Origin of the sequence: Haematobacter massiliensis, from assembly GCF_000740795.1 — a bacterium.
Taxonomy (GTDB): Bacteria; Pseudomonadota; Alphaproteobacteria; order Rhodobacterales; family Rhodobacteraceae; genus Haematobacter; species Haematobacter massiliensis.
The window spans coordinates 87073-108236 of sequence record NZ_JGYG01000007.1 but is presented as its reverse complement, the minus strand read 5'-3'; the positions used below and the strand labels follow the sequence as shown (position 1 = coordinate 108236).

19 protein-coding genes are annotated in these 21164 nt (G+C 63.1%); 5 read left to right on the top strand and 14 right to left on the bottom strand.

Annotation, left to right across the window (positions count from 1 at the left end):
• Nucleotides 1–107 precede the first annotated feature (107 nt).
• The 3 genes from CN97_RS11615 to CN97_RS11605 all read left to right on the top strand — a co-directional run bounded on the left by CN97_RS11615 (nucleotide 108) and on the right by CN97_RS11605 (nucleotide 3603).
• Entirely contained in the window at nucleotides 108–1055 is a 948-nt protein-coding gene (locus CN97_RS11615) for a TAXI family TRAP transporter solute-binding subunit (RefSeq protein WP_051911210.1), read from the top strand.
• Between the two features lie 71 nt (nucleotides 1056–1126).
• The gene (locus CN97_RS11610; RefSeq protein WP_035711528.1) at nucleotides 1127–3238 is read left to right on the top strand and encodes a TRAP transporter permease; all 2112 of its coding nucleotides are present in this window, start codon (nucleotides 1127–1129) and stop codon (nucleotides 3236–3238) included.
• Nucleotides 3238–3603, top strand: coding sequence for a DUF1850 domain-containing protein (locus CN97_RS11605; RefSeq protein ID WP_088217037.1), 366 nt, complete (start codon nucleotides 3238–3240; stop codon nucleotides 3601–3603). The genes CN97_RS11610 and CN97_RS11605 overlap by 1 nt, the downstream gene beginning before the upstream one ends.
• Nucleotides 3604–3610: 7 nt before the next feature.
• Here the strand turns inward: CN97_RS11605 and CN97_RS11600 are convergent, their stop codons facing one another.
• The 4 genes from CN97_RS11600 to CN97_RS11585 all read right to left on the bottom strand — a co-directional run bounded on the left by CN97_RS11600 (nucleotide 3611) and on the right by CN97_RS11585 (nucleotide 9094).
• Nucleotides 3611–5227 carry an ABC transporter ATP-binding protein gene (locus CN97_RS11600; protein WP_035711526.1) on the bottom strand — a complete coding sequence of 539 codons (1617 nt, stop codon included), beginning with the start codon at nucleotides 5225–5227 and terminating at the stop codon, nucleotides 3611–3613.
• 1 nt (nucleotide 5228) lies between these two features.
• Complete coding sequence (locus tag CN97_RS11595) at nucleotides 5229–6347, bottom strand: ABC transporter permease (RefSeq protein ID WP_035711525.1); 1119 nt, start codon at nucleotides 6345–6347, stop codon at nucleotides 5229–5231.
• On the bottom strand, nucleotides 6340–7263 hold the full coding sequence (locus CN97_RS11590; RefSeq protein WP_035711523.1) for an ABC transporter permease subunit: 924 nt from the start codon (nucleotides 7261–7263) through the stop codon (nucleotides 6340–6342). Before CN97_RS11590 ends, CN97_RS11595 begins: the two co-directional genes overlap by 8 nt.
• Nucleotides 7264–7516: 253 nt before the next feature.
• The gene (locus tag CN97_RS11585) at nucleotides 7517–9094 is read right to left on the bottom strand and encodes a peptide ABC transporter substrate-binding protein (protein WP_035711521.1); all 1578 of its coding nucleotides are present in this window, start codon (nucleotides 9092–9094) and stop codon (nucleotides 7517–7519) included.
• 435 nt (nucleotides 9095–9529) lie between these two features.
• Here CN97_RS11585 and CN97_RS11580 point away from each other — a divergent pair, with 435 nt between their 5' ends.
• Nucleotides 9530–11572 carry a DEAD/DEAH box helicase gene (locus tag CN97_RS11580; protein WP_035711519.1) on the top strand — a complete coding sequence of 681 codons (2043 nt, stop codon included), beginning with the start codon at nucleotides 9530–9532 and terminating at the stop codon, nucleotides 11570–11572.
• A gap of 43 nt (nucleotides 11573–11615) precedes the next feature.
• Here the strand turns inward: CN97_RS11580 and CN97_RS11575 are convergent, their stop codons facing one another.
• Complete coding sequence (locus tag CN97_RS11575) at nucleotides 11616–12905, bottom strand: PQQ-dependent sugar dehydrogenase (RefSeq protein ID WP_035711517.1); 1290 nt, start codon at nucleotides 12903–12905, stop codon at nucleotides 11616–11618.
• A gap of 217 nt (nucleotides 12906–13122) precedes the next feature.
• On the opposite strand from CN97_RS11575, the gene CN97_RS11570 reads away from it, so the two are divergent.
• Nucleotides 13123–14106 (top strand): SdiA-regulated domain-containing protein, encoded by a 984-nt coding sequence (locus CN97_RS11570; protein ID WP_051911187.1) that lies wholly within the window; start codon nucleotides 13123–13125, stop codon nucleotides 14104–14106.
• A 933-nt stretch (nucleotides 14107–15039) separates the two neighbouring features.
• On the opposite strand, the gene CN97_RS11565 is transcribed toward CN97_RS11570, so the two are convergent.
• From CN97_RS11565 to CN97_RS11525, 9 genes are all read right to left on the bottom strand, one after another.
• Nucleotides 15040–15381, bottom strand: coding sequence for a hypothetical protein (locus CN97_RS11565; protein WP_035711514.1), 342 nt, complete (start codon nucleotides 15379–15381; stop codon nucleotides 15040–15042).
• 3 nt (nucleotides 15382–15384) lie between these two features.
• Nucleotides 15385–16023 (bottom strand): hypothetical protein, encoded by a 639-nt coding sequence (locus CN97_RS11560; protein WP_051911186.1) that lies wholly within the window; start codon nucleotides 16021–16023, stop codon nucleotides 15385–15387.
• Nucleotides 16020–16700: a response regulator transcription factor gene (locus CN97_RS11555; protein WP_035711512.1), complete on the bottom strand. Its 681-nt coding sequence runs from the start codon at nucleotides 16698–16700 to the stop codon at nucleotides 16020–16022. Before CN97_RS11555 ends, CN97_RS11560 begins: the two co-directional genes overlap by 4 nt.
• Nucleotides 16697–18211 (bottom strand): sensor histidine kinase, encoded by a 1515-nt coding sequence (locus CN97_RS11550; protein WP_035711510.1) that lies wholly within the window; start codon nucleotides 18209–18211, stop codon nucleotides 16697–16699. The genes CN97_RS11555 and CN97_RS11550 overlap by 4 nt, the downstream gene beginning before the upstream one ends.
• The gene (locus tag CN97_RS11545) at nucleotides 18208–18804 is read right to left on the bottom strand and encodes a hypothetical protein (protein WP_035711508.1); all 597 of its coding nucleotides are present in this window, start codon (nucleotides 18802–18804) and stop codon (nucleotides 18208–18210) included. Before CN97_RS11545 ends, CN97_RS11550 begins: the two co-directional genes overlap by 4 nt.
• Nucleotides 18801–19625: an ABC transporter permease gene (locus tag CN97_RS11540; RefSeq protein ID WP_035711507.1), complete on the bottom strand. Its 825-nt coding sequence runs from the start codon at nucleotides 19623–19625 to the stop codon at nucleotides 18801–18803. The genes CN97_RS11545 and CN97_RS11540 overlap by 4 nt, the downstream gene beginning before the upstream one ends.
• 69 nt (nucleotides 19626–19694) lie before the next feature.
• Entirely contained in the window at nucleotides 19695–20447 is a 753-nt protein-coding gene (locus CN97_RS11535) for an ATP-binding cassette domain-containing protein (RefSeq protein WP_242685283.1), read from the bottom strand.
• A gap of 4 nt (nucleotides 20448–20451) precedes the next feature.
• A complete protein-coding gene (locus CN97_RS11530) occupies nucleotides 20452–20700 on the bottom strand; it encodes a hypothetical protein (RefSeq protein WP_035711505.1) in 249 nt (82 codons plus the stop codon).
• Between the two features lie 23 nt (nucleotides 20701–20723).
• Nucleotides 20724–21164 (bottom strand): cupredoxin domain-containing protein, encoded by a 441-nt coding sequence (locus CN97_RS11525; protein WP_035711503.1) that lies wholly within the window; start codon nucleotides 21162–21164, stop codon nucleotides 20724–20726.

The following is a 21164-nucleotide window of genomic DNA, read 5'->3' as shown; positions in this document are numbered from 1 at the left end:
TCAGTATATCTGATGCTATACTTTATCCTACAGAAAACATTTCTCCCATGAGCCATTCCCTTCCACTCTCCGAAGATCACTTTTGGGGGAGGAACCAAATGTCCATGATGTCCCGTCTTATCGCGGGCGCCGCTTTCGGCGTCGTCGGCCTTGGTATGACCGCGCCGGTTGCCAAGGCTGAGTTCATCAACGTGCTCACCGGGGGGACTTCGGGCGTCTATTACCCGCTCGGCGTCGCTCTGTCAGAGCTGTATGCCGGCGGCATCGACGGCGCTCGGACGCAGGTCCAGGCCACAAAGGCTTCGGTTGAAAACCTCAACCTTCTCTCCGCGGGCCGGGGGGAAGTGGCTTTTGCGCTCGGGGATTCCGTGGTGGCCGGGTGGAAGGGAGATAAGGATGCGGGCTTCAAGGCGGAATTGAAGAACCTGCGCGCGATCGGCGGTATCTATGACAACTATATTCAGATTGTTGCCGAAAAATCGGCCGGGATTTCCTCGCTCGAAGACCTGAAGGGCAAGACCATTTCGGTCGGCGCCCCCGCCTCGGGCACGGAACTCAATGCGCGAGAGATCTTCAAGGCTGCCGATATGTCCTATGACGATATGGGCCGGGTGGAGTTCCTGCCGTTTTCCGAATCCGCGGAACTCATCAAGAACCGCCAGCTTCAGTCCACTCTCCAATCGGCAGGGTTGGGGGCTGCCTTCATCAAGGATCTCGCCACCACCCACGACATCACGATCGTCGCCATCCCCGCAGCGGTGGTCGAGAAAATCGGCCCGCCCTACACTGCAACCGTCATCCCCGCAGGCACCTATGACGGTCAGGACGCGGATGTACCGACAGCGGCGGTTACCAATATCCTCGTCACCTCCGACAAGGTTTCGGACGACACTGTCTATGCGATGACCAAGCTGATGTTTGAAAACATCGACAAGTTGAAGGCCGCACATTCCGCGGCCGCGGCCCTGGACCCGGCGAAGGCGGTCCAGGATCTGCCGATCCCGCTCCATCCGGGTGCAGAAAAATACTACCGTGAAATCGGCGTTCTGAACTGATCTCCAACGCGTGACCATCTGGCGAGGGGATGGGGACATCTCCTCTGCCATTGCATTTGAAGGAGCGCTCCGTGACCGATGTTTCCGCCGCACCGCCCCCCACCCACACCGCAGAAGAACAGATAGAGGGCCTTCCCGCCGGTTTTGGCGAGGGTATTCCCGGCAAGATCGCCTATGGTATTGCCTTCGCATTCTCGCTCTTCCAGATCTGGGTGGCGATGTATGGCACGCTTCCCAGCCAGATCGTCCGGGCGATGCATGTAGGTTTTCTGCTGTTGCTGGGCTTCGTGCTGATCGGCAATCTGCTGACAAAGACGCCGATGGCGCGGCGCGCGTACTGGTTGCTTGGCGCCGTCGGTTTTTGCACCGGCCTCTATAACTGGGTCTTCTACCGCGACATCATCATGCGGTCCAACTTCCTTACGCCGATGGACCTGACGATGGGGGTGATCCTTCTCGTGCTGGTGTTCTGGCTTGCGCGGCGTCTGATGGGCTGGCCGCTTTTCATCATCGCCTGCGTGTTCCTGAGCTATTGCGCCTACGGACAGTATCTACCCGGCACCGCCGGCCATCGGGGTTATGACTGGGAAATCCTGATCGAGCACTTCGCCTTCGGCACAGAAGGCATCTATGGCTCGCCCATCTACGTGTCGTCAGCCTACATCTTCATCTTCGTCGTTTTCGCCGCCTTCCTCGAACGCGCGGGCATGCTCGATCTGTTCAACGACGTGGCGCTTGGTCTGGTCGGCCACTGGCGGGGGGGCGCAGCACAAGTGTGCACGCTCTCCTCCGCGCTGATGGGCACCGTATCAGGCTCCGGGGTCGCCAACGTGGTCGCATCGGGGCAGTTCACCATTCCGCTGATGAAGAAATTCGGTTTTCGATCCTCTTTTGCGGGCGGGGTGGAAGCGACCTCCTCCATGGGCGGTCAGATCATGCCGCCGATCATGGGCGCGGTGGCATTCATCATGGCGGAGACGCTGAATGTTCCCTATGGCGACATCGTTCGCGCCGCGATAATCCCCGCGGCAATGTATTTCGGCACCTGCTTCTGGGCGGTGTATCTGGAAGCCGGCAAACACAAGCTGATGGGCCTTCCCAAGAGTGAGCTTCCCAGCCCCTGGCAGGCGGTGAAGAAGCAATGGGCCCTGTTCATTCCCCTTGGCGCGCTCGTCTATCTCCTCTTCGCGGATTACACGCCGATCTTCGCCGGCTCCATGGGATTGGCTCTGGTCGTCGTTCTCATCCTTGGCACCGCGATCGCGGCAACCATCGGGCCGTTCGCCTTCCGGGTAGCCTTCTGGATCGCTGTCGGCATCGCCTCCGCCGCCTTCCTGAAGTATGGCGTCAACCTGCTGCTGCTGGTGATCGGCGCGCTGCTCATCGGCTGCTTCGTGTTGAAAGGCGCGCGAGGAGCGCTCGTCATCGTCAGGGATTCACTGGCTCTTGGCGCAAGGAACGCGCTTCCCGTGGCGGCAGCCTGTGCGATCGTGGGCATCGTCATCGGCACACTGACGCTGACCGGCATCGCATCCACCTTCATCGGCGCCGTGCTGAAGATCGGGGAACACAACCTGTTCCTGTCGCTCGTGCTCGTGATGATCACCTGCCTGATCCTTGGCATGGGGATCCCGACAATTCCGAACTACATCATAACTTCCTCCCTTGCCGGCCCAGCCCTGGAACAGCTCGGCGTTCCATTGATCGTCAGCCACATGTTCGTGTTCTACTTCGGCATCATGGCCGACCTGACGCCTCCCGTCGCGCTGGCCTGCTTTGCGGCGGCACCGATGGCCAAAACCTCGGGCCTGAAGATCTCCATCGACGCCACAAAACTTGCCATCGCCGGTTTCATCATGCCGTTCATCGCCGTCTATTCCCCCGCACTCATGCTACAGGACCCCTACCCCGGTTCCTTCTTCGCGGAGACCTTCGGCTATTGGGCGGAAGTCATGTTCGTCACCTTCAAGGCGGCTGTGGCGGTCGGACTCTGGGGTGTCGCCGTGGTCGGTTTCCTGTTCATGCGGGCGCAGTGGTGGGAGCGTCTGATCGCCTTCTTCGGCGGCGTGCTGCTCGTGCTGCCGACGGTGGAGACGGACGTGGCGGGCCTCGCCATTGCCGCGTTGGTGGTGATCGTGCAGCGTCTTCGCGTTGCACGGTCGGGTGACGGGGCGGTCGCCTGATGCTTTGCGTTGCCGTGGCGGGAGCGGTGCTCGCCTTTGCCACGGACCACTTCACGCTGAGCTGGACCCATTCCGTTGCCCGCACCCGCTGGAACGAGCGCTGGGAAGTGACTGAAACAGCCCTCCGCCTGATTGAGGCGGAGGTGCAGGGGCCGGGTGCAGGCATGGAAATCCCGGACGACGCCCTGCGAACCACGCAAGGCTGGCGCTACACCCCCCATATCCCCGCCCAACGCGAGGTCGTGCTTGCCGCCTCCGGCGAGACACCGGGGGGCTGGCTGTTCTGCACAATGGAGGAGTGCCACGAACTTGGCAGGCAGGCGGGCCCGCCGCTCCGCCTTTGGGTAGGCGACAGCTGCGGCTGACCCTCGCTCAGGCGGTTTCCGCTTCTTCCCGGAATCGCTTGGTGGAAAGCGCGGCCTCCATCAGATTTCGCGTGTATTCCTGTTGCGGCGCGTCAAAAACCGCCTCGGTCGAACCTTCCTCCACAACCTCGCCGTCCTTCATGACCAGGATGTAATCCGCCACCGCTCGTACGACGGCGAGGTCATGGCTGATGAAGAAGTAGGACAGATCATGCTTCTGCTGCAGATCAAGCAGCAGCGTCACAATCTGCTTCTGGACGGACCTGTCCAGCGCGCTCGTCGGCTCATCGAGGACGATGACACGCGGACGCAGGATCATGGTTCGTGCAATGGCAATCCGCTGCCGTTGACCCCCGGAGAATTCGTGCGGATAGCGGTTGCGCATGGCGGGATCGAGACCGACTTCCGCCAGTGCCTCACCCGCACGACGCCTGCGGTCCGCGGCGGAGAGCTGTGGTTCATGGATCAGCAGGCCCTCCGTGACGATCTGACCGACCGTCATGCGGGGGGAAAGGGAGCCGAACGGATCCTGGAATACCAGCTGCAGTTCCCGACGATAGGGCCGCATCTCCTCAACCGTGCGGGGAAGTTCTTTCCCGAGCCAGGCAACGCGCCCCTCGCTCTCCACCAGCCGCAGAAGTGCTCGCCCCAGCGTGGACTTGCCCGAACCGGATTCGCCGACGACCCCGATGGTCTGCCCCTCGTGCAAAGCGACGGAAATGCCCCGAACCGCGCGCACGAGATGCGGCTTCGCCAGCAGACCGCCGCCAACGGAAAAGGTCACCGACACATCCTCGCCGCTCAGCAGCACCGGCGCCGTGCCTGGGGGCGGCAGCTTCTGCACGTCGGGTTCGGCATCCAGCAGCATCCGCGTGTAGGGATGGCGGGGGGCGGTGAAAACCGCCTCGGCAGTCCCATCCTCCACGACCTCTCCCTGCCGCATCACGGCCACATGGTCCGCAAACCGGCGCACGATGCCCAGATCGTGGGTAATGAAGATGATCGCCATGCCCAGCCGTCGCTGCAAATCCGCCAGCAGTTCCAGGATCTGTGCCTGGATGGTCACGTCGAGCGCGGTGGTGGGTTCGTCCGCAATGAGGATGTCGGGATCATTGGCCAGCGCCATCGCGATCATCACTCGCTGACGCTGCCCGCCCGAAAGCTCATGTGGATAGCTGTCGATGCGCCGCTCCGGCTCCGGGATGCCGACAAGCCGCAGCAACTCCAGAATCCGCGGGCGCGAGGCACGACGAGACAGGCCGCCGTGGTATTTCAAAGGCTCCGCAAGTTGATCCCCGATCCTGTAGAGCGGGTCGAGCGAGGTCATCGGTTCCTGAAAGATCATGGTAATCTTGGCGCCGCGAATCCGGTTCAACTCCCGGTCCGGCAGATTCAGGATCTCTCGCCCGCGATAACGGACGCTGCCGCTGGCCGTGCCGTTCGCGGCCAGCAGCCCCATGAGGGCCATGGTGGTCTGACTTTTGCCCGAGCCGGACTCCCCCACGATGGCCAGAGTCTCGCCCGATTTCAGGTCGAAGTTCACCCCCTTCACCGCCTGAACCGGGCCGTCGTTCGTCTGGAAGGTTACGCGGAGATCACGGACCGAAAGGATGGTTTCGGACATGTCAGCGCTCCTTTGGATCGAGGCTATCGCGCAGCCCGTCGCCGAGGAAGTTCAGCGCGAACAGTATGGCGGTGAGGGTAATGGCCGGTCCGAAAAGCTGCCACGGAGCACCCCGCATGTTGGCGGCGCCTTCGGAGATCAGCAGCCCGAGGGAGGTCATCGGATCCTGCACCCCGAGACCGAGGAAGGACAGCAGGCTCTCCGCCAGAATGGCCTTTGGAACAAGTAGTGTCACAAACACGATGACCGGCCCAAGCGCGTTCGGAATGATATGCCGTTTGAGAATCCCTGCCTTGCTGGCCCCCATCGCCTCCGCCGCCTGCACGAACTCCCGACGTTTGAGGCTCAGCGTCTGACCCCGCACGATCCGCGCCATATCCAGCCATTCGGTCGCCCCGATGGCGACGAAGATGATGAACAGGCTTCGTCCGAAGAATACGAGAAGAAGGATAACGAAGAAGATGAACGGCAGCGAATAGAGGATGTCCACGATCCGCATCATCACGTTGTCCACGCGCCCGCCCAGATAGCCGGAGATCGACCCGTAGGTCACGCCTACGATCAGCGCCATGCCGGAAGCCAACAGCCCGATGGCGAGCGAGATCCTGACCCCGATGAGGATACGGGAGAGCATGTCGCGCCCGAGGTTGTCGGTCCCCAGCAGGAAATAGCTCCGCTCGACATGCGCGGAGAGAGTGCCGCTCAACCCGTCTTCCGACAGCGTGAGTTGAGGCTGGGTGAACAGGTCCGAGCGCTGGAAATAGCGCAGCACGCGCTCGTCGATCGGCGTGGTCGCGGTCAGTTCCACCGATACGGTGTCGCCAGAAAGCTCCGGTGTGCCCTCGATCCGCGCGCGGCTCATCAGCCCTTCAAAGGCGGGCAGGATCGCATCCGCGCGGGGATAGGCCTCAAGGCTCGGCGGCACGCGCACGTAATTCTGATAGATCTGCGTATAGGAATGTGGCGACAGCATCGGACCGAAAATCCCCGCTAGCGCCAGAAAGATCAGCACGAAGAGGCTCGCTACGGCCGTGCGGTTCTTGCGAAGCCGCAACCATGCATCCTGCCAGAGCGACCGGCTCGTCGTAACGGGTGCAGTGTTCATGTCAGTGTCAGTCATAGCGCACCCTCGGGTCGAGCCAAGCATAGGCGAGGTCGACAAGCAGGTTGAAGATCACGACAAAGACCGCGATCACCACCACCGTCCCCATGACGAGCGTGTAGTCACGGCCAAGCGCGCCCTGAACGAAGTATCGCCCGATGCCGGGAAGGCCGAAGATCGTCTCCACCACCACCGATCCGGTGAGCAGGCTTGCCGCTGCGGGGCCGAGGTAGCTCACCGTGGGTAGCATCGCGGCACGCAGGGCGTGGACTCCGACGACCACGCGCGTAGGCAAGCCATAGGCGCGCGCGGTCCGCACATGGTTTGCGCGAAGCGCCTCGACCGTCGCCCCGCGCACGAGTCGGGCAATCACCGCCACCTGCGGCAGGGCGAGCGTCGCGACCGGCAGGATCCAGTACGCCGGGTTCGCGCCGCTCCAGCCGCCAGCGGGCAGGATACCAAGGATCACACCGAACAGCAGGCTGAGCAGCGGCGCAACAACAAAGGTCGGCGTGGTGATCCCGAGCGTCGCGACCGCCACGATGCCGTTATCGATCCACGAGTTCTGACGAAGGGCCGCAATCGCGCCGAGGAACGTTCCAAGCACCGCCGCTATGGTGAGCGCCAGTGATCCCAGCAGAATGGAAACGGGCAACCCTTGCGCAAACAGGTCATTCACCGTGAAATCGCGGCGCGTGAAGCTCGGCCCGAGGTCACCGTGTAACAGGTTACCGAGATAGTTCAGATACTGCTGCCAGAGCGGCGCGTCGAGATTATAGGCGCGCTGAAGGTTTGCAAGGATCAGTGGGTCGAGCGGACGTTCCAGGTCGAACGGTCCCCCCGGAGCGATGCGGATCGCGAAGAAGGTGAGCGTGACGATGATGAAAATCGTCGGCACCGCACTCACGACCCGGCGCAAGGTATATCCGAGCATCGGTTGGTTTCCCGAGAGAGCGGGACAGCCCGTCGGGGCCGCCCTGATGCAAAAGCCAGCCCGAACCGCTGCGGCCCACCACTGACACGAAGGAGAGAGGACGGCGTATCGTCCAGAGAATCGCTACGACCGGGCCTGACCGAAATCGGCAGCCTGTCTGGAGGCTGCCGATGTCACATGCGGGAAGCAGCGTCAATCCGCGTCGGTGTCGCACATGGCCACCGACGGCGAAGGGCGCAATCGCCCCTCCGGGTCAGTCGACCGACATCCAGCGCGTCGGATGCTTGTCCATCAGGTTGTCCTCATATCCGCCGATCTTGGTCGAGACCAGCGCCCGGGAGGAATAGGAGAGGATCGGGATGACCGGAAGCTGATCCAGCAAAAGCGTCTCTGCCTCGGCAAGAGCCTTGGCCCTCTCCCCAAGATCGAGTGTGTCGGCCGCCTTGTTCATCAGCGCGTCATATTCCGGGCTTTTCCAGCGCGAATAGTTGAACGGCGTGTTGCCCATGTTGATCATGAGGAAGGTCTGCGGATCGTTGTAGTCCCCGATCCAGCCCGCACGCGAGATGTCGAAAGGCCCATCCTCCCGCATGTAGTTGAAGTAGGTCGTGCCCTCGACCTCGTTCAACCGCGCGTTGATATCAATGTTCTTCAGCATGTCGGCAATGGCCGCCATCGTATTCTTGTTGTTCTCGGATGTGTTGTAGCGCAGTTCCACCGTCAGGCTGCCAGGAGCCACACCCGCCTCTTCGAGCAGCTCCTTCGCCTCATCCTCGCGGTCGAACAGGTCTTCGGTGGCATAATCAACCGTTACGCCGCCTTCGACATAGTTGGCGATACCCGGAGGAACAAAAGTGTAGCTTGGCAACATGGTCCCGGCCCAGACCTGATTGGCAAGGAAGTCCCGGTCAATCGCCAGAGAGATCGCCTTCCGCACCCGTGCATCCTTGAGCGGGCTGTCCGGCGCACCTTTGACCGGCAGGTAATAGACCCCGAGATAGGGCGCGATGCGCAGCTCCTGTGTCAGCTTCTTCTGCACATAATCCATCTGTTCGGCAGGCACATCGGAGCAGATATGCACCTCCCCAGCCTCAAAGCGGCGGATGCAGGAGGAGCGGTCTTCGAACGGGATGTAATTGATCCGATCAATCTTGACATTCGCGGCATCGTAATAGCCGGGATTTCTCTCCATCACGAGTTGCGCATTCGGAGTAAAACTAGCCAGTCTGAACGCGCCATTGCTTACCAGATTGCCCGGGCGGGTGAACTGGTTGCCGAGCGCCTCCACCGATTTTCGGTGCAGTGGCAAGGCGGTCTGATGGGTGAGAAGCTCAAGGAAATAAGGCGTCGGCGCCTCAAGCGTGATCTCCAGCGTCTTCGGGTCGATGACCTTCACACCAAGTTGGTCAAGCGGCATCTTCCCACCAGCTACCTGCTCGGCATTCTTGATCGAAAACAGGATGGAGGCGTAGCCCGCCGCCGTTTGCGGATCCATGATGCGGTGATAGGCAAAGGAGAAGTCATCCGCCGTAACCGGATCGCCATTCGACCATTTCGAGTCGCGCAGATGGAACGTGTAGGTCAGTCCGTCGTCAGAGATATCCCAGCGCTCCGCCATCCCCGGCACCGCTTCGCCGGCCGCATTGAAAACGAGCAGCCCCTCGAACAAATCGATAAGCACGTTGCTTTCCGAAACCGTGGAGGTCTGATGCGGGTCGAGCGAGGATGGATCCGTGTCATTGCCGCGGTTCAGCACCATCTGCGCCGAGACCGCCCCCGCTCCCATCACCAGCGCGAGTGCCGAAGCAACCAGAAGATCACGCGTGGACATGTTTCTCTCCCTGTTTGGAAATCGGTTCCAGAAAACCGTCATGAACGCGTTTCCTGTCCTGAGAAGCCTGCTCCGTCAAGCGACAGTATTCTTCCCCAAGATACAAATTACCTTAAGGCGACGCAGCGAAACAGCGCGTATCCTGAGTCGTTGCGGATTTTTGACTGCCTGCTCCGATCGCGGGATCTCCCGTTTTGGCTGGTTGAAAGCGCCCGCAGGCCCAGTCTTCCTTGGTCAGCACGCGACGAGGTGGCCATACGCAACCTGTGGATGATGATGTCGCGCGTTTTGACGCAGCAGGCACGATTTTGCTTTACCATTCACTACGTATTCTGTATGCAACCAACTTCGCTTTGCCGGGGCTCGGGAGGCGGCGGGCCGGGATGGCCTGCAGCCGGAGCCCCCTCCGCTTCTCTGGAACTCGGACACTCTCGCGTGAAACAGTCTCTTCTCGCCGCACTCGACGCGCGCGGATACACCACACTTACTCCGGTGCAGGAGGCCGTCACCGAGCCGTCGCTCCGGGGGCTTGACCTGCTTGTCTCTGCGCAGACCGGCTCGGGCAAAACAGTGGGCTTCGGCCTTGCCATCGCCCCGACCGTTCTGGGCGAGGATGAACGTTTCGGCATCGCGGAGGCGCCGCTGGCCCTCGTCATTGCGCCGACGCGGGAACTTGCGCTGCAGGTGAAGCGCGAACTCGAATGGCTCTACGCCGGTGCAGGCGCCGTGCTGGCCTCCTGCGTGGGCGGGATGGACATGCGCGGGGAACGTCGCGCCCTGGAACGCGGCGTGCATATCCTTGTCGCCACGCCGGGGCGCCTTTGCGACCATCTGCGTCGCGGATCGGTCGATCTTTCTGCCGTGCGGGCCGTGGTGCTGGACGAGGCCGACGAAATGCTCGACCTGGGCTTCCGCGAGGATCTGGAAACCATCCTCGAAGCGGCGCCCACCGACCGCCAGACCCTGCTCTTCTCTGCCACCGTGCCTCGTGCCATTGCGACGCTCGCCTCCGAGTATCAGCGTGATGCGCAGCGGATCTCCGTGCAGACGACCGGCGGTCAGCACAGCGACATCGACTACCGCGCCGTGCTCGTGGCCGAGCATGACGAGGAGAATGCGATCACCAACCTGCTTCGTTTCCACGAAGCGCCGAACACCATCATCTTCGCCAATACCCGTGCTGCCGTCTCGCGGCTGGTCACGCGGTTGTCGAACCGGGGGTTCGCCGTGGTCGCTCTGTCGGGTGAGCTGTCGCAGGGCGAGCGGAGCCATGCGCTGCAGGCGATGCGCGACGGCCGTGCACGGGTCTGCGTGGCTACGGATGTGGCTGCGCGCGGGATCGACCTTCCGAACCTCGACCTCGTCATTCATGCGGAACTCCCGATGAACGAGGAAACCCTTCTGCACCGTTCCGGTCGTACCGGCCGCGCCGGGCGCAAGGGTTTCTCTGCCCTGATCGTACCCCCGCGTTCCCGCCGCAAGGCGGAGCGACTGCTTGCGGCGGCGAAACTTCGCGCCGAATGGGAAGCTGCGCCTTCTGCCGATGCCGTGCGGGAGCGTGATGAATCGCGGCTTCTTGCCGACCCGGTCTGGGCGGAGGAGGCGACAGAGGCTGAGGCCCGCGCGCTCGAGCAACTGCTTGCCGAGCGGGAACCGGCAGCGCTGGCGCTGGCTGTCCTCCGCCTGTGGCAGGGCCAGCGCTCCGCCCCCGAAGAGCTGCTCTCCGTGACCCCGCGCGAACGGCAAGCCCAGAGCTTCGGCCCGAGCCGCTGGTTCCGCCTGTCCATCGGACGGGATCGCAACGCCAATCCGAAGTGGCTGATGCCGAAGATCTGCGATGCTGGCGGCGTGACCCGCAAGGAGATTGGCGCCATCCGCATCGGCGACGAGGAAACCTTCGTGGAGATCGCTCTGGAGGCGGTGGACCACTTCCTTGCCACCCTCGGCCCCGATCGCGAGATTGCCGAGGAGATCCTTCTGGAAGCGACGGATGGCGTGCCGGAGCTGCCCGCGCCGCGTCCGCGGACTTTCGCAGGCAAACCCGGTCGCCCGAGCGACAAACCCTATGGTAAGCCCAAGGAGCGCACCTTTGCCAAGGACCGCTCGTATAACGACGAGCGACCGCAGGGCGAGAGCGACAAACCCTATGGCAAGAAGCCCTATTCGCGGGAGCGCAACTCAAGTGATGAGGGCACTGGCGAGCGCAAGTTCAACAGGAAACCCGGCGGCGACGATCGGGCACCGCGCAGCTTCGCCAAGCCCCGCTTCGCCGACAAGGACCGCCCGGAGAAACCCTACGGCGGCAAGTCCTTCGGCGGACAGTCCTACACTGACAAGCCCGGCGGTGATGGTGAGACGCGCAAGCCCCGCAGCACCGCGCCCGGTGATCGTGAGCGCCCGCGGGGTGAGGCGAAATACACCCCGAAACGCGCGAAGCCCGGCTACGGCGCGCCAAAGGGCAAGCAGCGGAACGGCTGAGAACGGGAGGGCCATCCGGCCCTCCTTTTTCGTTCGGGGGTTATCAGGCGCCGGAAACGCGCCAGATGACATTGCCGACGTCATCGGCCAGCAGAAGCGACTTCCTATCCGGTCCGAGGGCGACGCCAACGGGACGGCCGAAGGAAAACCTTTCGTCTTCCGACAGAAACCCTGTCAGCAGATCACGCGGTTCGCCGCTGGGTTTTCCGTTCTCAAACGGCACGAAGATAAGCCTGTAACCACTTAATTTCGCTCTATTCCAAGAGCCGTGCTGCCCGATGGCCATTCCGGAAGGCAAGCCCGGCAGCGTCCCTTCCGGCACCCAGCACAGCCCGAGCGAGGCGGTGTGACCACCGAGCGCGTAATCTGGCCGTACAGCACTCGCAACCGCAGCCGCATCCTGGGGCACACGATCATCCACGACCTGCCCCCAATAGCTGTAGGGCCAGCCATAGAAGCCACCCTCCCGAACGGAAGTGAGGTAATCGGGCGGTGTTTCGTCACCCAGCCCGTCCCGTTCGTTCACCACTGTCCAGAGGGAACCCGTCTCCGGCTCCCACGCCATCCCCACAGGATTACGGAGACCGGAGGCAAAGACCCGCGCGTTGCCACTGGCGAGGTCAACCTCCCATATCGCCGCACGGCCCTTCTCTACAGCCATTCCCTCATCACCGATATTCGAGAGCGAGCCCACGCCGCAATACAGCCTCTTTCGATCTGCAGAGAGCAGGAGGCTCCGCGTCCAGTGGCCGCCCGGCTTGAATTCCACGATGCGCCGCCCGGGGCCCTCTAACCGCCGCTGACCCTGCCGATAGGGAAAGGCGACGATCCCGTCGGTATTCCCCACATAGAAAGTGTCTTCCGTCGCGGCCATGCCGAAAGGCTGTCGCTGCCCTTCCACAAATATCTCCCGCACCTCCGCCACGCCATCACCGTCCTCATCCCGCCAGAGACTGATGCGGTTCGCGCTTTTCCCCACCGCGCCTGCACGGCGCATCGTCGCCTGCGTTGCCCGGTCCATGAAGCCATGCGGCGGGCGCGGTTCCTGCAATGCCTCGGCCACCAGCACATCGCCATTGGGCAACACCTCGATCCACCGCGGATGAGCAAGTCCGGTCGCAAAGGCGTTGACCTTCAGCCCTGCCGCGGGCGTGGGGGTCCTGCCTTGTTCCCATCCCCTCGCGGTGGGCATCTTCAGGGTCATCAATCCCTGTTTCCGTGCGACGGGGATCCGGGGGGCAGCACCCGTCGCCTGCGTGTCAGGCGTATCGCGCCGCCGCGCCCAGACCATTGCGCCGCCGACTACGGCGACCAGCCGTCCCATCATGTCCATCTTCGCCCCCGGTTCCTTAGCCTGGGCGACCCTAGCTGTTCCGCCCGCAGCAAGGCCAGTCGCATTTGTCATGATCCCGTACGCGTCTCGACATCTCCCGGACGTCTGCGGAGGGAATGCTGCGCAAGCACGGCTATTGCCCGCGACAGAGATGTTCCCGTCTGTTAGGAGACGCGGGCAGAAGATCGGACAGATATCCGACGCATTGGGACAGAGCATGACCGACCACTCGTATCTCTATCCGCGCGCCTCCTTACAATGGCCGGGGAAACGAGCTATCCGCGCTGCCGCTTTCATTACGCTTCTTGCTTTCCTCGGGGCGAGCGGTTGGCTCTGGATGAGCGGGCTTGCCGGAGCAGCGTTCCAGCTCCTCGATCAGCGGGGAACGAAGGAGCCGGAGGCATCGCTCTGGCTTGCCGACTACAGAGCCGCAGTTCAGGGAGCGCCTGTTGCGGGCGTTCGAGACAACCTCTCCGGGCTGACCTTCAACGCTGAGACGATGACGCTTTTCGGCGTGATAAATCGTCCGGCAGAGCTGGTGGAATTGTCGCTGACAGGGGAACTCTTGCGCCGCATACCGCTGGAAGGGATCGCCGATCCGGAGGGCATCGCATATATCGAGGGCACCCTCTTTGCGCTGGCGGAGGAGGGCCGGCAACGGATCGTCTTGTTTGACCTTCCCGTCGGCGCCACGGAACTCGACCTGTCCGGCACCGCAGGTACCGTGCTCAACCTTGGTCTTTTCGGAAACATGGGGATCGAAGGGCTCGATTGGGATGCGGTGAACCGGCGCCTGCTGGTGACACAGGAGATGCTGCCCGTCCGGGTGCTGGAGATCACCGGGCTTGAGCGCGCGGCAGCAGGCGAGCCGCTGGCCGTCGATATCCGGGAATGGAAACCTGGCCATAGCCTTGGCCATGCGGTGGGCGATCTCTCGTCGATCACACAGGACCGGGAAACCGGCAACCTTCTGCTGCTCAGCGAGATGACGGGCACTCTCTCCGAATATCGGCCTGATGGAACGCCGGTCTCCGTCATGCCGCTGTGGCAGGGTTGGCACGGCCTCACAGAAACCATTCCGCAGGCGGAAGGTGTCGCCGTGGGACCGGAAGGAGAGATCTACATCGTCTCCGAACCCAACCTGTTCTATCGCTTCGACCGCAACGCCCGCCCGACGCAGATCGCAACCGGAGAGAAATAGGCCGTTACCCCGGCATCGTCTTGTATCGGGATTTCCCGATTCTGACCCGTTGCAGGACGCTTGATCAGAGGGGAGAGGGTCGGTCCGCGAGCGCCGCAGCGCCTCCTTCGTTGCTAAGCCGGACGATGAGCCGCACATTCGGAGGGGCGAGGGCGTTCCGCGGGCGTACCGGGCGTAAACGTCAGGCGCCGAACCGAGATGCCGCCGTTCTTACCCTTATCCTCCACCCCTCCCGTCCATGTTCACGAGGAGGCTCTGACGTCGTCTATACCTGTCGCGCGCCGCTTACTTTCGGTTGCTTTGCAGGCGCAAGACGTCATCTTGGATGCTGCGGCGTATCCTCTGGCCGCTCGCCATCAGGCTCAACGGGCAGGCGAACAGGCCTCAGCCGGCGCCCGTCACGGCACCTTCGCATGGCCCCTTCCAATTGCCTCCCGAACGATCGGTGCAGTTCCGCTACGCGGCTGGCTGAACAACATGACTTGCTGGAAGCACGCCACCCGTCCGGCATGGACAGATAAGGCCCCATCTGCCGTGCCGCCGCAGACATGCCAAGCACAGGTGCCGAAAACAGACACATGTGCTCGCAGACCGGACCGATCCGCCTTGTCATCGCGGGCACGATGGACAGCACGCAAAAGCCGCTACTTGGAAACAGCTGACGTCCAGAAAGACGGTCGCCGACAAGCCACGGTCAAGGGAGATGACGAGAGCGCATTCCTGAGTTGAGCGACAAGAACATCACCCGTCGAGTGTCTGATGCAAGGGCCTCATGCGTTCCCCGACAGAGCGGCGCCCACGAAAATTGATCCGGCGAAAGACCGACGACTCCATGGCGATATCGTGCCGAAAATCTCGCGATGTGGGCGGGGTTCCTCAACGAAACCCATCCCCTTTCAGGGAGACGCGCGCGAGTGCAAGGCTCCGTCGCGGTCAATTGAAGCAGGTCATCTCTGCCTCGGCCTGCGCGCGCCTCAGCTCTGCCACAAGTGCCGTCGTGGGTGCATTACCGCGAAACAGCGCGGCGCGCTCGCCCGTGGTCTGACGCATGCGCAACACAGTTTCCGCCTCCACATAACGATCATAGGGAACGATCTGGGCGATCTCATCAATGGAGCACGAGCATTTCTCGAGCGAAACCTGCGTCTGGCCGTTCGTCGCCATGCAGGCGAAGACATACTCCGCGCGGGCATTTGTCGGATAATCGTTCAGCACTGGCGCCGCTCCGGCCGTCAACGTCAGCGCGAGGGGCGCGAGAATAAAGGACGGGCGCATCTGTCACTCCCCCATGAGATGCATCGTGTCATGATAGCCCGTGTCCCCGCCCGGTGTATCCGCCGAAAGGCTGAGAAGCCGGGTCGGCGCAGCGCTCGGATAGGTAAGGGTCAGCGTCAGATCCCCGAAGCTGCCCATATGGGCGCGGTTGGGGTCACGCGCAAAAGGGGTGACGACCGCGGTGACACGGCCATCCGTCACCTCTCCCGCAGGAGCCATGACGAGCGCGTCCCTGATACGGTTGCGGATGTAGAAGGGACTGCCTCCCGTCGCTTCCGCCATCGCATGCACGACGCCTTCCAGATAATAGAGCAGCACCGGGTTCGCGCCCTGCGCCGGAAAGGCCGCAATGGGGCGGGCCTTGCCATCACTCTCCTGAAAGAGTGACAGGACGGGCCCGTGCTCACCCGGATCGGACTGCAGCCAGACACGCGTGTCGACGAGGTTGCTCCTGGCTGCGCTCGGGGGCAGAGTGCGGGTATGGCTGTAGGTCAGCAGAACGCCACTCTCTGCGCCGGCAAAGCCGCCGGGTGCCAGCACGGCATCCGACAGGGCCCCAGCCTGCACAGTCAGCGTCAGCAGGGTTGCAGCGGCCAGTCCGGCAACCATACGGGTCATCGCTCGCGCGAGATAGAGCTTCATTCATCCTCCAACGTCAGCACAAATCCCCGCCCCCGCATGGTTCGAAGGGCAAGCCCATATTCGGCGAAATTACCTAGCTTTCTTCTGAGATAGCCCAGATAGACATCCACGACATTCTCTGTCGAACCGCCCAACGGCGCCCAGAGCGCATCGAAAATCTCGGCCCTTTTCAACACCTCGCCCGGATGCGTCAGCAGATAGGCCAGCAATTCACCCTCCCGCTCGGTCAGCAAGACAGAACGGGAACCCCCAGTGACGGTGCGAGCGGCGATATCATAGGACAGCCCCGCGAGGCGCATTGGCTCCATCCGCGGTGCGGCCCGGACGAGTTGCACCTCCAGCCGCGCCAGCAGCTCGCTCATCTGGAAGGGTTTGACGACATAATCCTGCGCACCGGCCGAAAGACCCTCCGCCCGCTCTTCCACGCGCGAAAGCGCGGAGAGCATGATGGCTGGCAGCCGGTGACCGCGCGCGCGTATGTCGCTCAGCAGGGCCGCACCACTTTCATGGCCCAGCATCATGTCGATGATCGCCGCGTCGTAATCCGTCCCGCCGAGCCTGTCCATTGCGGCCTCCGGCGTCTCAGCCCAGTCGGTGGCATGCCCTGCGGCGCCCAACCCGCGCGCCAGCAGGGAGGCGATGTCGGCATCGTCCTCCACGATCAGGATGCGCGTCATGTCTCCTCCTTCCAGAGCGGCAGGGTCAGGCGCAGACCCATGCCAGGCTCCGTCGCGGGCAGGAGGTCCAGCCCGCCGCCCTGAGCCTCTGCCACCCAGGCCGCAAGTGCAAGCCCCACACCGAAGCCGGGCGCCTCGCCCCCCCGCACGAACCGGTCAAAAAGGCGTGCCCGCAACTCCGGTAGCATGCCGGGACCGTCGTCGGACAGGGTGAGCGCCGCCATCGACCCCGCCACCGCCCCGCGGATCGTGAGCGTCGCTCCGCGTCCGGCATACTTGACGGCGTTCTCCACGATGCCGGAGATGACCTGCCGCAGCCAGTCCGGGTCGGCGGCAACGGCAAGGGACGGGACATTGGTGACGATCGCCAGCCCTCCCCGCTGGGCAAGAGGCTGAAGATCGGCGATGGCCATGGCCACCACGCGGGACAGGTCTACCTGCTCCTGCCGCAATTCGAGCTGCCCGCTCTCCGAACGCGCGATCCGAAGAAGATCCTCGATCCGCCGGAAAAGCCGCAGGGCTCGCGCCTCTATCGTGGCAAAGGCAGCGCGTGACTCTTGATCGCCCAGCTGCGCGCCGAGCTCCGCCTCCCCCAGAATCACGGTAAGCGGCGTGCGTAGCTCATGGCTCACATCGGTGAAAAAACGCCGACGCTGCCGGTCGGCCGCCTCGAGCCGGTCATTGGCACGCGAAAGCTCGACCGTCCGCTCCTTCACCAGTTGGCCCAGCCGCTCGCGGTCGCGCAGGAGCGCCAGTCGCCGCCGGTCAAGCCGGGCGGCCATCTGCCGAAGCCGCGCGAACAGCAGGCCAAGCTCGTCATGCCCGTAGCCTTCCCCCGCTGCGTCCCCCGCCACCAGCCGCTCTGCTGCCCGGCTCGCGCGCCGGAGCCGGCTGAACAGGGGGCGGAGGATGGCGAGATAGAGCACTCCGAGCACGAGCGGCGCCGCGATGCCGATCCCGATGGCGCCGCGTCGCATCCCGCGCCGGGCGGTCTCCATCTGGGAAAGCGCCTGATCGCGGCGCTCCACCTCCCGCGCGATCTGCTGGCCGATGATCGCGGGGGCAGAAGCGGCATAAATCTGCGCCGCCGTCACGCTGGCCGCACCGCGGGCGGATTGCGTCATGCTCCGCGACAACTGCCCGAATTGCGCACGGAGCCGGGCGGGCACATGGCCTTGCGTCCGCTCCGCGGCTTCCGCCTCCGATTGCGCCGCCGCGATATCCTCCTCCGTCAGCGCGTCAAGCGTGTCGAGCGCGGCGATGACACCCGCATCGCTGGTCGGCGCACCGGACATCAACGAGAGCGTCCATTCGTTCACCCGACCCGAATAGGTCGCGTAGGCCTCCAATCGCCGCTGTGCCGCCATGGCCTCCGCCGCAAGCCGCGCCGTCCGGTCCAGACCATAAAGCGCGAGCCCAGCCGCCGCGACAGTGAGCAGAGCGAGCGTTGCGGCCGCAAGCGCCAGCCTTGAGGACAGGTTGAGCCGGCAACGTCGTAGCAGGCGCGTCACTCCGCCAAACGGGCTGCGATGAGGCGGCCGAGCGCAAAGGCCCGCTGCTCCAGGATGACCGGTGTCTCGCAGACATAGGTCAGGGATTGCTGCCGATCGCGAAATACCCGCGTCGCCCAGTCGATCTGCGTCTCCAGCGCATCGAGGCGGTCGAAATCCTTTGGCTCGGTGCTATTTGCCGTGTCGAAGGCGTGGCGCAATGCGTTGATCTCTTGATCCAGCGCCTCCTGCTTGTGGGCATAACGCGTAATACCGCTCATCACACGGTCGCGCGTGGCATCAATATCTCGGAACGTGGCCAGCATGAGCGCCGTCAGATCCGTCACCGACCGGCCCGGAGCAAAGCTCTCGATCGCTTCCCCCGCCTCCTTCAGATCGGTCCTGCGCAGCGAAATGACACGGGCCAGATCGCGGATCTCTGCGCTCTGGGACCGCTCGATCGCTGCGGCGTCCGGCAGTGGCCCGGACCAGACCTGGCCAAGCGACAAATGCGGCACCCGGCGCTGAATGCAGGGCCAATCCGGGTCCACCGGCCCGGCGGCAAGCGCGGGTGTGCCCGCAAGACAGAAGACGGCGGCGATCCAGCGGATCATGCTCCCCCCTTTCCCCGGCCACGCCAAAGGCCCTTGGCCGGATCATACATGAAAACAGTCGCGCCGAAGAAGATCACGAAACAGCCCAGCACCACCCAGAAGGACATGGGGTCGAACCGGCCGTAAAGTGCAAATCGGATCAGTTCGACGGCATGGCTGAACGGGTTCAGCGCGCAGATATCGTGCAGCAGGACACTTGCATCCCGCATCCGCCAGAGCGGGTAAAGCGCGGTTGAGGCAAAGAACATGGGAAAGATCACGAAGTTCATCACACCCGCGAAATTCTCAAGCTGACGGATGGCTGAGGAGATAAACAATCCCAGTGATCCCAGCATCAGACCAGCAAGGACCAACGCCGGAAAGACCGCGACATACCCCCAGAGCGGTGGCTCGATCCCCCAAAACCAGGCGATGAGCAGAAAGGCATAGACCTGAAGGGTCGCCACCAGAACGGAAGCGAAGAGCTTTGATCCGAGCAGGAACCAGCGCGGATAAGGGCTGACCAGCAGCGTCCGCATCGCCCCCGTTTCCCGGTCATACACCATCGAAAGCGACGACTGCATTCCCGCAAATAGCAGGATCATCCCGCAAAGACCGGGCGTGACATATTCTTCATAAAGAACATAGGTCTGGTACGGCGGCGTGATCGATAGTCCGAGTACCGACCGGAATCCTGCCGCAAAAATGAACAGCCAGACCAGCGGCCGCACCAGCGCCGCAAAGAACCGTTCCCGCTGATGGAAGAAACGCAGGAACTCGCGCCGTGCGATGCCGCGGAACGCGATACCAGCGCCTGGTCGGAGAAGGCGCGACTTGCGCATCCGCCGGAGAGGCGGGTGGCGTTGCTCAACCATGGCCATATTGCTGACCCGCGTCGCTTGGGTTGCCGTTCACGCGACCTCTCCCGTCAGGGCAAGGAACGCCTGTGTCAGACCGCCCTCGCCGACGCTTTCCGCAAGTCCGTCGGCAAGCACCCGTCCCTTGTGCAGAATGACGACGTGATCCTCCGGTGCGATCTCCTCGAACACGTGGGTGGCCCAGAGGGTCGAAACCCCCTCTTCACGGATCAGCCGCCGCACAAGCGTGAGAACCTCCGCGCGGGAGCGGACATCCAATCCCGCCGTCGCTTCATCCAGCAGCAGCAACTCCGGCCCATGCAGCAGGGCGCGCGCAATTTCCGCCCGTCGCTGCTGCCCGCCCGAAAGTGTCCCAGCACGCTGCCCGTCCCTGTCCTGCAAGGCGACAAGGCGCAGCACATCGGCGATCCGCGCCGCGGCCGCCTTTCCGCCCAAACCGTGCAATGCAGCGTGATAGACGAGGTTCTGCCGAAGCGTCAGGTCAAGGTCGAGTGCGCGGCTCTGAAACACCACGCCCAGTCGCGCCAGCGCCTCGCCCGCATCCCGGCGGGCATCATAGCCAGCCACCTCGATCACGCCGGAGCTCGAGTCGTAGAGCCGCGTAATAAGGGAAAAAAGTGTTGTCTTCCCTGCCCCGTTCACGCCCAGAAGCGCCGTGAAACTTCCACGGGGCACGGTAAAACTGATGTCGTCCAGCGCAACCACCCGGCCGAAGCGGTGGCTTACCCCCCGGATTGAAAGCGCGGGCGGCAGGCCGGTCGCGACACTTTGCACCCTGCCGCCCACAGCCTTACTCCTTCCGGCGGTCTGTCACATTATAGGATGCGTCGAGCTTGATGTCATACTGCCCATCCGCGCACATGACGTCGTCGAGATCGAAAACCCCGTTCTCCACTTCGACATTGTCGTGATCGACCTCACAGCTCATCGAGGCCAACACCTGGTCGATGCGGGTGAGCTGCTCCGGCGTCGCCTTGTCATCGGCAAGCGCAGGCCCCGCCATCATCAGGATGCCGGCTGCGATCAGAATAGGTTTCATTTTCATACTCCTCCCTCAAAAACTCAGCGAATGCTAAATACGGCCTTCTGCGACTCTCCCGTCGATCCCGGTATATGGAGTTCGTACTTGCCGGGAAGCACCGCAATGAAGGACACCTCCGCGGTGCCCGCCTTGTCGAACTCGATGGAATGAACGCCCATCGGTCGGATTTCGATGCCGTTGATGACGATCTCGTTGATCCAGACTGCACGGAAGAAATCCCCGCCCGACAGCGCCAGCTCCTGCGATCCGTCGGCCTTGATGTTCATCTTGTAGTAGCCACCCGATTTCAGTTCGATCGGTCCCTCCGCCACCGGCTTGCCTGCCGCCAGCGTCAGGTCGGGAAGCTGAGACCGGTTGGCCTTGCCCATCAGGCCGGCAAAACCATAGTCGAACTGCTGCGCCGCGACGGGCGCCCCCAATGCCACGGCGATGAGCGCCGCACCGGCGATCCAGTGTTTCAT